The organism is Blastococcus sp. KM273128, assembly GCF_021698975.1.
In the GTDB taxonomy this organism is placed as follows: domain Bacteria; phylum Actinomycetota; class Actinomycetes; order Mycobacteriales; family Geodermatophilaceae; genus Blastococcus.
On sequence record NZ_SSXA01000025.1, the window covers coordinates 67740 to 77561 of the forward strand.

10 protein-coding genes are annotated in these 9822 nt (G+C 76.4%); 5 read left to right on the forward strand and 5 right to left on the reverse strand.

What is annotated here, in order from left to right; all coding sequences use genetic code 11:
- Positions 1-218 precede the first annotated feature (218 nt).
- From E9529_RS09635 to E9529_RS09650, 4 genes are read left to right on the forward strand one after another with little or no spacing between them, the layout of a single operon-like run.
- Complete coding sequence (locus E9529_RS09635; protein WP_236830939.1) at positions 219-1460, forward strand: HNH endonuclease signature motif containing protein; 1242 nt, start codon at positions 219-221, stop codon at positions 1458-1460.
- A complete protein-coding gene (locus E9529_RS09640) occupies positions 1397-1963 on the forward strand; it encodes a precorrin-8X methylmutase (RefSeq protein ID WP_236830950.1) in 567 nt (188 codons plus the stop codon). The genes E9529_RS09635 and E9529_RS09640 overlap by 64 nt, the downstream gene beginning before the upstream one ends.
- Positions 1960-3474 (forward strand): precorrin-2 C(20)-methyltransferase, encoded by a 1515-nt coding sequence (locus tag E9529_RS09645; RefSeq protein ID WP_236830940.1) that lies wholly within the window; start codon positions 1960-1962, stop codon positions 3472-3474. Before E9529_RS09640 ends, E9529_RS09645 begins: the two co-directional genes overlap by 4 nt.
- Before the next feature lie 50 nt (positions 3475-3524).
- On the forward strand, positions 3525-4763 hold the full coding sequence (locus tag E9529_RS09650) for an MFS transporter (protein ID WP_236830941.1): 1239 nt from the start codon (positions 3525-3527) through the stop codon (positions 4761-4763).
- On the opposite strand, the gene E9529_RS09655 is transcribed toward E9529_RS09650, so the two are convergent.
- Together E9529_RS09655 and E9529_RS09660 are read right to left on the reverse strand one after the other, a co-directional pair.
- Entirely contained in the window at positions 4748-5365 is a 618-nt protein-coding gene (locus E9529_RS09655) for a flavodoxin family protein (protein ID WP_236830942.1), read from the reverse strand. The two genes, E9529_RS09650 and E9529_RS09655, sit on opposite strands and share 16 nt — an antisense overlap.
- A gap of 43 nt (positions 5366-5408) precedes the next feature.
- A complete protein-coding gene (locus tag E9529_RS09660) occupies positions 5409-6146 on the reverse strand; it encodes a cobalt-precorrin-6A reductase (protein ID WP_236830943.1) in 738 nt (245 codons plus the stop codon).
- Positions 6147-6172: 26 nt separating this feature from the next.
- Here E9529_RS09660 and E9529_RS09665 point away from each other — a divergent pair, with 26 nt between their 5' ends.
- Positions 6173-7279, forward strand: a complete 1107-nt coding sequence (locus tag E9529_RS09665) for a cobalt-precorrin-5B (C(1))-methyltransferase (RefSeq protein ID WP_236830944.1) — start codon at positions 6173-6175, stop codon at positions 7277-7279.
- Here E9529_RS09665 and cobM read toward each other — a convergent pair.
- The 3 genes from cobM to E9529_RS09680 all read right to left on the reverse strand — a co-directional run.
- Entirely contained in the window at positions 7252-7995 is a 744-nt protein-coding gene (gene cobM, locus E9529_RS09670; RefSeq protein ID WP_236830945.1) for a precorrin-4 C(11)-methyltransferase, read from the reverse strand. The two genes, E9529_RS09665 and cobM, sit on opposite strands and share 28 nt — an antisense overlap.
- Complete coding sequence (gene cbiE, locus E9529_RS09675; RefSeq protein ID WP_236830946.1) at positions 7992-9227, reverse strand: precorrin-6y C5,15-methyltransferase (decarboxylating) subunit CbiE; 1236 nt, start codon at positions 9225-9227, stop codon at positions 7992-7994. Before cbiE ends, cobM begins: the two co-directional genes overlap by 4 nt.
- A 61-nt stretch (positions 9228-9288) precedes the next feature.
- The coding region (locus E9529_RS09680) for a hypothetical protein (RefSeq protein ID WP_236830947.1) at positions 9289-9822 on the reverse strand (534 nt) is incomplete at its 5' end.

The window sequence follows — 9822 nt, forward strand, 5'->3', positions numbered from 1 at the left end:
GCGTCGTGCCGGCTATCGGACGCGGCGGCGCGAGCCCGAGCTGAGCCGACGTACAGGTACTACGCCGTACGGCGCCTCCCGCCACCGCGCTGGTCGTTCGCAGGCCGGTTCTGACACGTCCGGCACGTAGCGGTCAAGCGCCCTGCCGGATGTGTGGACAGGCGGTTGACCTGCGGGTTCATGTCGCGAACGTCGGTGATCCGCGCTAGCATTCGTACATGTGTTCGACGGGTGTGGACGGTGCGGTCGGTCGGTTGGCCGCCGCGCTGGACGACCTGTCCGCCGAGGAGCTGGCCGGCCGGTTCGGGCCGCAGCTGATCGAGCAGCTGGGCGCGCTGCTCACCGCATCGAACCGGCTGGCCGCGCAGGTGGCCCGCCGGGTGCGGGAGTGCGAGCTCACCCAGGCCGCCGAGCACGACGGCAAGGCCTCGATGGCCTCCTGGCTGCGCGGGCACGCACTGTTCTCGGCCGGCGCGGCCTCCCGGCTGGTGCGCACCGGCCGGGCGCTGCCCGAGCTGCCGGCGGTGGCCGCCGCGTTCGCCGCCGGGGCGGTCACCGCCGAGGCGGTGGTGGTGATCGCCGCGGTGGCCACCCCGGGCAACCTGGCCGCCGCCGCGGCCCAGGGTGTCGACCTGGCCGGGGTGGACGAGGCGCTGGCGCAGGTGGCCGCGACCCGGCCGCACGCCGAGCTGCGGCAGGTCGTGCGCCACTACCTGGCCCGCCTGGATCCCGACGGGCCCGAACCCGACCCCACCGAGGGCCGGTCGCTGACCTTCACCCGGCACGCCGACGGATCGCTGACCTTCCACGGCGAACTGGACGCCGTCGGCGGGGAGAAGCTGCAGACCGCGGTCGAGTCGATCGTGCAGACCGACCGGCCCGCCGGGGACATGCGCACCCGCGCCCAGCAGCAGGGTGACGCCCTCGTCCAGCTGTGCGACAACGCCCTGGCCGCCGGGAACCTGCCGGTGCTGCGCACCCAGAAGCCGCACGTGGTGGTCCGGGTGGACCTGGAGGACCTGGTCGACCCCGCCGCTGGGCACGGCGCGGCCACCCTGGGCTTCGGTGCCACCATCTCCGCGGCCCGGGCCCGCTGGCTGGCCTGCGACGGCGGCATCACCCGCATCGTGCTGGGCCCCGAGGGGCAGCCCCTGGATGTGGGCCGCACCCACCGGGTGGTGCCCCGCCACCTGCGCCGCGCGGTGGAGGCCCGCGACGGGGGCTGCGTGTTCGCCGGCTGCGACGCCCCCGCCCACTGGTGCGACGTGCACCACCTGGTGCACTGGGCCGACGGCGGGGAGACCTCGCTGGAGAACTCAGGGCTGCTGCCGGCCCGATGGTGGTCTACGAGTACGAGAAGGACGGCGCCGAGATCTACCGGCAGTCGTTCGCGACGATCCGCGCCGAGGCCGACCTCGGCGGGCTGCCCGACGACGTCGCGCGCGTGGCGGTGCGGATGATCCACGCCTGCGGTCAGGTCGACCTGGTCGAAGACATCGCCTGGTCCCCCGCCGTGGTGCAGCGGGCGCGAGAGGCGCTCGACGCCGGCGCCCCCGTGCTCTGCGACGCCCAGATGGTGGCCAGCGGCGTCACCCGGCGCCGGCTGCCCAAGGACAACGACGTCGTCTGCACCCTCAACGACCCGCGCACCCCGGGGCTCGCCGCCGAGCTCGGCACCACCCGCACCGCCGCCGCGCTGGAGCTCTGGCGCGACCGGCTCGACGGCGCCGTCGTCGCCATCGGCAACGCACCCACCGCACTGTTCCACCTGCTCGAGATGGTCGCCGCCGGCGCCCCGCGGCCGGCCGCCGTCCTCGGCATCCCCGTCGGCTTCATCGGCGCCGTCGAGTCCAAGGAGGCCCTCGCCGTCTCCGACCTCGACTTTCTGGTGGTGCGGGGCCGCCGCGGCGGGAGCGCGATCACCGCCGCCGCGGTCAACGCGATCGCGAGCGACGTCGAATGAGCGTTGGTACGAGCGGCACCGGGCGGCTGTACGGGGTCGGGCTCGGTCCCGGCGACTCCGAACTGGTCACCGTCAAGGCCGCCCGGCTGATCGGCGCCGCCGACGTCGTCGCCTTCCACGCCGCCCGGCACGGCCGCTCGGTGGCCCGCGCGCTGGCCGAGCCCTACCTGCGCGCCGGGCAGGTCGAGGAGCTGCTGGTCTACCCGGTCACCACGGAGACCACCGACCACCCCGGCGGCTACCAGGGCGCCATCGACGAGTTCTACGAGGCCGCCGCCGCGCGCCTGGCCGCCCACCTCGACGCCGGGCGCGACGTCGTCGTCCTCGCCGAGGGCGATCCGCTCTTCTACGGCTCCTACATGCACATGCACAAGCGGCTGGCGCACCGCTACCCCACCGAGGTCGTCCCCGGGGTCACCAGCGTCACCGCGGCCGCCGCAGCGGTGGGACGCCCGCTGGTCGAGCGCGACGAGGTGCTCACCGTCCTCCCCGGCACCCTCCCGGCCGACGAGCTCGCCGCCCGGCTGGCCGCCACCGACTCGGCCGCGGTGATGAAGCTCGGCCGCACCTTCCCGCAGGTCCGCGAGGCCTTCGAGCGCGCCGGCGTCCTCGACCGCGCCCTCTACGTCGAGCGCGCCACCACCGACCGCCAGCGCTGCCTGCCGCTGGCCGAGGTCGACCCGGCGAGCGTCCCCTACTTCTCCCTCGCCCTGCTGCCCAGCCCGCTCACCCCGCAGGTCACCGAGCCGGCCCCGGACGCCGACCGGCCGGCCGACGCCGGCGAGGTGGTCGTCGTCGGCCTCGGGCCCGGTGCCCGCAGCTGGACCACGCCCGAGGCCGCCGAGGCGCTCGCCGCCGCCGACGACCTGGTCGGGTACGGCCCCTACCTCGACCGCGTCGCGTCCAACCCGCGCCAGACCCGCCACGCCAGCGACAACCGCGTCGAGGCCGACCGCGCCGCCCACGCCTTGTCCCTGGCGCAGTCCGGCCGCCGGGTCGCGGTCGTCTCCAGCGGCGACCCCGGCGTCTTCGCCATGGCCGCCGCGGTGCTCGAGGTCGCCGAGCGGCCCGAGTTCGCCGACGTCCCGGTGCGGGTGGTCCCCGGTCTCACCGCAGCCCAGGCGGTCGCCTCCCGCGTCGGCGCCCCGCTGGGCCACGACTTCTGCGTGCTGTCGCTCTCCGACGTCCTCAAGCCGTGGGAGGTGATCGTCGACCGGCTGCGCCACGCGGCCGCCGCCGACCTGGTCATCGCCCTCTACAACCCGCGCTCGAAGCACCGCCCGCACCAGCTCGGCGAGGCGCTCCAGGTGCTGCAGGAGGTGCGCCCACCGGAGACCGTGGTGGTCGTCGGCCGGGACGTCGGCGGGCCGCAGGAGACCGTCCGCGTCACCACCCTCGGCGCCCTGGACCCCGCGTCCGTGGACATGCGCTGCCTGGTGCTGGTCGGCTCCTCGCAGACCCGGGTCACGCCGACGGGCGCCGTCTACACCTCCCGCCGCTACCCCGGCTGACACGCCGCGGCGCGGGAATGTCCCCGGGATCGTTGCTCTTCCAAACGACCGTGCCCCGTCTGACGCTCTCGAGGACCCCGGCGTTCTGGACGACGGCCGGCCTGCTGCTGCTGGTCCTGGCCGCGTCCGGGGTCCCGACACCGCTGTACCGCGTCTACCAGGAGCAGTTCGGCTTCGGCCCCGGCACCCTGACCGCCGTCTTCGGCATCTACGCGCTCGCGCTGCTGGCCGCCCTCCTGGTGGTGGGCGGTCTCTCCGACCACGTGGGGCGCCGCCCCGTCCTGGTGGGCGGGCTGCTGCTGCAGGCCGTCTCGATGGTGGTCTTCCTCGTCGCCGACGGCGTCGGCTGGCTGATGACCGCCCGCATCCTCCAGGGGCTGTCCATGGGCGCGCTGACCGGCACCCTGGGGGCGATGCTGCTGGACACGCAGCGCCCTCGGCGACCGCTCGGCCCGCTGATGAACAGCGTGGCGCCCGGCGTCGGGCTGTCCCTGGGGGCCGTGAGCGCCAGTCTCGTCGTCGAGTACGTCGCCTCGCCCACCCGCTGGGTCTTCGCCGTCCTGACGGCGGTGCTGCTGCTGGCTGCCGCCGCCGTGTCGCTGCTGCCCGAGACGTCGCCGCGGACTCCCGGTGCCCTGCGCTCGCTGCGCCCGGCCGTCCGCGTGCCCAGGCCTCAGCGGACGGCGTTCCTCACCGCCCTGCCGGCGGTCGTGGCCGTCTGGGCGCTCGGTGGGCTCTACCTCTCCCTGGGGCCGTCACTGGTCGCCGGTGTCTTCGGCATCGAGAACCACCTGGTCGGTGGCCTGCTGGTCCTCGCCATGCAGGGGACGGCGGCAGCGGGGGCGGTCCTCGGTCGCAACCTCCACCCGCAACGTGCCATGGTCGCCGGCGCCTCGGTGTTCGCCGTCGGCGTCACCGGCACGACCGCGGCGGTCCTCTCGGTGCAGGTCGCCGTCCTGTTCGCCTCCGCCGTCGTGTCCGGGCTCGGCTTCGGGCTGGCGTTCCTGGGCGCGGTCGCCACCGCGACCGCCGGTGTCGCGCCCACCGAGCGCGCAGGGCTCCTGTCGAGCGTGTTCGTCGCCGGCTACCTGAGCTTCAGCGTGCCTGCGGTCCTCGCGGGGATGGCGGCGGGTGTCGTGGGGCTGGAGGCGGTCACCGAGGTCTACGCGGTCGTCCTCGTGGCGCTGGCGCTCGGCGCGATCGCCGGGGTGCGACTGCGCCGGCGCCGCGCGGAGGGGGAGCCCGTCGCGGCGCCGGCGCGGCTGCCCGAGCCTCAGCTGCCGGGGTAGGGGCTGACCTTCAGCGCCCGGGCCAGGTGCGCGGCGTTCTCGGCCAAGGTCGCGGTCGTCGACGCCACCGCCTCGGGGGTCTCCTCGAGGTCCTTGTAGTCGGTGCCGCCCATCGCCTGGTCGTTCCAGTAGGTCGAGCCCTGCGCCGGGATGGTGAAGCCGATGTCGTCCAGGCCCTGGAACAGGTCGGCGACGATCTTGTGCGCACCGTCCTCGTTGCCGACGACGGAGACCACCGCCACCTTGCCGGTCACCTTCGGCCGGCCGGAGTCGTCGGTCTCGGACAGCTCGCCGTCGAGGCGCTCCAGCACCCGCTGGGCGACGCTGCTCATGTGCCCGACCCACGTCGGCGTGGAGACGATCAGGATGTCGGCGGCCATCATCCGCTCGCGGATCGAGGGCCACTGGTCGCCCTCCCCCATGTCCACCTCGACGCCGGGCTTCACGTCGTGGTCGACGACCCGCACGACGTCGCCCGTGGCGCCGTGCTTCTCCAGCTCGCCCAGGATCTGCCGGGCGATGAGCTCGCTGCTCGACGGCGCGGGCGAGGGCTTGAGGCTGCAGACGAGGGCGAGGGCGCGGAGGGGCGCGGTTCCGGTCATGCCGGTGCACTGCCCCGCTGACCTGCGTCGACACACATGACGATCAGATTGCGCGCGACCGGATCCACGCCCGCGCGTCCCCCACGGTCGCCACGACCGGCACGCCCGCCGGCAGCGGGGGCCGGCGCACCAGCACCACGGGCAGCCCCAGCTCCCGGGCCGCGGTGAGCTTCGCCGCCGTCATCGACCCGCCGCTGTCCTTGGTGACGACGACGTCGACGGCGTGCTCCCGCAGGAGGGCGAGCTCGTCGTCGACGCTGAACGGGCCGCGCGCGAGGACGGTGGTGGTTCGTGCCGGCAGCGGCGGCTGCGGGGGGTCGACGGAGCGGACGACGCAGTGGGCGGCCAGGCCGGCGAAGGCGGCCAGCCCCTGCCGCCCGGTGGTGAGGAAGACCCAGCCGAACCCCTGCACCGCCTCCGCCGCCCCGGCCAGCGAGTCCACCCACCGCCAGTCGTCGCCCGGCTGCGCGGACCAGCCCGGCCGCTGCAGCCGCAGCAGGGGCAGCCCGGTGGCGCGGGCGGCCGCGGCGGCGGAGTCCGTCATCCCGGCCGCGAACGGGTGCGTCGCGTCGACGACCGCCGACACGCGCTCGGCCCGCAGCCAGGCCACCAGTCCGTCGACGCCGCCGAACCCGCCGATCCGGACCGCGCCCGGCGGCAGCGCCGGCTCGGCCACCCGGCCGGCCAGCGAGCTGACGACGTCCACCCCGTCGGCCACCAGCGCCGCCGCCAGCCGCCGCGCTTCCCCGGTGCCGCCCAGCACCAGCACCTGGCCGGTCACCGGAGGCCGCCGTGCATGCTTGTCCGGTGGCGACGACGACCGGCACCGGCCTGCGCTCGGGCTGGACCACCGGCGCCTGCGCGACGGCCGCCACCACCGCCGCCTACACCGCGCTGCTCACCGGCGAGTTCCCCGACCCGGTGACGATCCACCTGCCGAAGGACCGGCACCCGGCGTTCGCGCTCGCCACCGAGCACCTGACCGACGGCGGCGCGACCGCGGGCGTGGTCAAGGACGCCGGCGACGACCCCGACGTCACCCACGGCGCGCTGGTCTCGGTGCGGGTGACCCACGGCGCGCCGGGCAGCGGCGTCATCTTCCGGGCCGGTGAGGGCGTGGGCACGGTGACCAAGCCGGGGCTGCCGCTGTCCGTCGGCGAACCGGCGATCAACCCGATGCCGCGGCAGTTCATCCGCGAGCACGTCGCCGCCGTCGCCGCGCGGCACGGCGGTACCGGCGACGTCGTCGTCGAGGTGTCGGTGGAGCACGGCGCGGAGCTGGCCCGGCGCACCTGGAACCCCCGGCTGGGCATCCTCGGCGGGCTGTCGATCCTCGGCACCACCGGCGTCGTCGTGCCCTACTCGTGCTCGGCGTGGATCGACTCGATCCGGCGCGGCATCGACGTCGCCCGCGCCGCCGGGCACCGGCACGTCGCCGCCTGCACCGGCAGCACCAGCGAGCGCGTCGTCACCGAGCGGTACGGGCTTCCCGAGGACGCGCTGCTGGACATGGGCGACTTCGCCGGCGCCGTCCTCAAGTACCTGGCCCGCCACCCCGTGCCCCGGCTGACGATCGCCGGCGGCATCGGCAAGCTGGCCAAGCTCGCCGACGGGCACCTGGACCTGCACTCCGGGCGCTCGCAGGTCTCCTTCGCGTCCCTGGCGTCCCGGGTGGCCGCCGCCGGGGGCCCGCCCGGGCTGGTCGACGGGGTGCGGGGCGCCAACACGGCACTGGACGCGCTCCAGCAGTGCCGGGCCGCCGGCCTCCCGCTGGGCGACCTGGTGGCCGCCGCCGCGCGGGAGACGGCGCTCGGCGTCCTGCGCGGGGCCCCGGTCGAGGTCGACGTGCTCGTCATCGACCGCGCCGGGACCGTCGTCGGCGGGGCTCAGCCGCGGCACCGCGTCGTCGAGTAGAGGTGGCTGTCGGGGAACTCCCCGGCGGTCAGCACCGAGCCGACGACGACCACGGCGGTCCGCCGCACGCCGGCCGCCTCGACCTGCCCGGCGATGTCGGCGAGCGTGCCGCGCAGCACCAGCTCGTCGTCCCGGCTGGCGCGGGCGACGACGGCGACCGGGCAGTCCGCGCCGTAGGAGGGCACCAGCTCGGGCACCAGCTCGGCGATCCGCTGCACCGCGAGGTGCAACACCAGCGTGGCGCGGGAGGCGCCGAGGGTGGCCAGGTCCTCCCCGGGCGGCATCGGCGTGGAGCGGGCCGAGGTGCGGGTGAGGATCACCGTCTGGCCGACGCCGGGGACGGTCAGCTCCCGCTTGAGCGAGGCGGCCGCCGCGGCGAAGGCGGGCACGCCCGGGACGACGTCGTAGGGCACGCCCGCGGCGTCCAGCCGGCGCATCTGCTCGGCCATCGCGCTGTACACCGACGGGTCGCCCGAGTGCAGCCGGGCGACGTCGTGCCCGGCCTCGTGGGCGGCGACCAGCTCGGCGGTGATCTGGTCGAGGTCGAGGGCCGCGGTGTCCACCAGCCGCGCGCCGGGCGGGGCGGTGTCCAGCAGCTCCCGCGGCACCAGCGCGCCCGCGTACAGGCACACCGGCGCCGTCGCGATGAGCCGCGCCGCCCGCACGGTGACCAGGTCCGCGGCGCCCGGGCCGGCGCCGATGAAGTGCACGGTCACGGCTTCAGCACCGACCAGATCGTCACGGGCATCGCCGCCTTCCAGCCGGTGAAGCCGCCCACGGGGGCGGCGGTGGCGACGCCGAGCCGCACCAGCTCGCCGCCGTGCCGGGCGTGGCGGTCGGCCAGCGCCGCCTCGCTCTCCAGCGTGACGGCGTTGACCACCAGCCGCCCACCGGGCCGGAGCGCGTCCCAGCACGCGTCGAGCACCCCCGGGACGGTGGCGCCGCCGCCGACGAACACCGCGTCCGGCGTGGGCAGCCCGGCGAGGACCCCGGGCGCGGCGCCGGTCACCACCTCGAGCCCGGGGACGCCGAGCCGCGCGGCGTTCCGCCCGGTCCGCTCGGCCCGCGCGGGGTCGCGCTCGACCGCCACCGCCCGGCAGGAGGGGTGGGTGCGCATCCACTCGATCCCGATCGAGCCGGCGCCGGCGCCGACGTCCCAGAGCAGCTGCCCCGGCAGCGGGGCGAGCCGGGCCAGGGTGACCGCGCGGACGTCGCGCTTGGTGAGCTGGCCGTCGTGCTCGTAGGCGTCGTCCGGCAGCCCGGGAAGGGCAGGCAGTGCGGCGGCGCCGGGATCGGCGGCCACCTCGAGGGCGGTCAGCACCAGCGGGTCGGTCTCGGGGTGCGGCCAGCCCGCCGCGGTCCCGGTGAACCGCCGCTCGTCGGGGCCGCCGAGCTGCGCCAGCGCGGTGAGCCGGCTGGCGCCGAGGCCGCGCTCGGCCAGCAGCGCCGCGACCGCCGCCGGGGTCGAGCCGTCGGAGCCGAGCACCAGCAGCCGCCGCCCCGGGGTCGCGTGCGGCACGACGAGCTCGACGGGGCGGCCGACGACGGAGACGACCTGCGCCTCCTCCACGGCCCAGCCCAGCCGCGCACAGGCCAGCGTGACCGACGACGGGTGCGGCAGCACCTCGACCGCGCCCGGGCCGAGCGCCCGCACCAGCGAGGTGCCGATGCCGGAGAGCATCGGGTCGCCGCTGGCCAGCACGACCACCCGCCGCCCGGCGTGCTCCCGCGGCAGCCCGGCCAGCGCCGGTGCCAGCGGCGAGGGCCAGGGGACCCGCTCGGCGCCCACCTCGGGCGGGACCAGCGCGAGCTGGCGGGCGCTGCCGCGCAGCACCTCGGCGTCCTCGACCGCCCGCCGGGCGCGCGGCGCGAGCCCGTCCCACCCGTCGGCGCCGATGCCGACCACCACGACCGGTGGGCGGCCGTCGGGGCGCTGGGCTCGGGGCACGGCGGACGATCCTAGGGATGCCATCGCGCGCCGCCGCGGGCGCAGGTGGAGCAGCCCGGGTTCAGAAGGGCACCTGCTGGGCCAGCAGACCGGCGCCGCTGCCCCGGCCGGAGAGCAGCCGGCAGAACTCGACGGCGTCGAGCTCGACCCGCTCGCCGCCCGTCCCCGACGACCACTGCCCGCCGGCCGGGCCGGTGAGGGTGAGCTCGTAGGGCCGGCCGTGCCGCTGCGCCCACTCCGCCACGACGTCGGCGACCAGGACCCCGTCGTGCCCGGAGGTGAGCTCCGGCTCGCGCCCGGTCGCCCGGCACACGTCGATCCGGTGCATCCAGACGTCTCGGGTCAGGACGACGTCGAGCAGGAAGCCGATCCGCCAGTGCTCCCGGATGTCGCCGTTGACCTGCTCCTCGGGCAGCGTCACCTGCCCCGCGACCCGGGACAGCCGGCGCCGACCCCTCAGCGCACGCGGCGCGGTGACCTCGAGAGCAGCGGCGATCGCCGGGCCGTCGAGGTCGGCGTGCGCGCGCACCTGCACGGCGGTCAGCGCGTCGATCCCGCCGCCGGCCTTGCCGGCGAGCCGCTGCTGGCGGGCCAT

What these genes read in the sequence shown, in the direction of transcription:
- E9529_RS09635 (WP_236830939.1), top strand. Translation starts at nt 219, where the DNA reads ATGTGTTCGACGGGTGTGGACGGTGCGGTCGGTCGGTTGGCCGCCGCG.
- E9529_RS09645 (WP_236830940.1), top strand. Translation starts at nt 1,960, where the DNA reads ATGAGCGTTGGTACGAGCGGCACCGGGCGGCTGTACGGGGTCGGGCTC.
- E9529_RS09655 (WP_236830942.1), bottom strand. Translation starts at nt 5,365, where the DNA reads ATGACCGGAACCGCGCCCCTCCGCGCCCTCGCCCTCGTCTGCAGCCTC.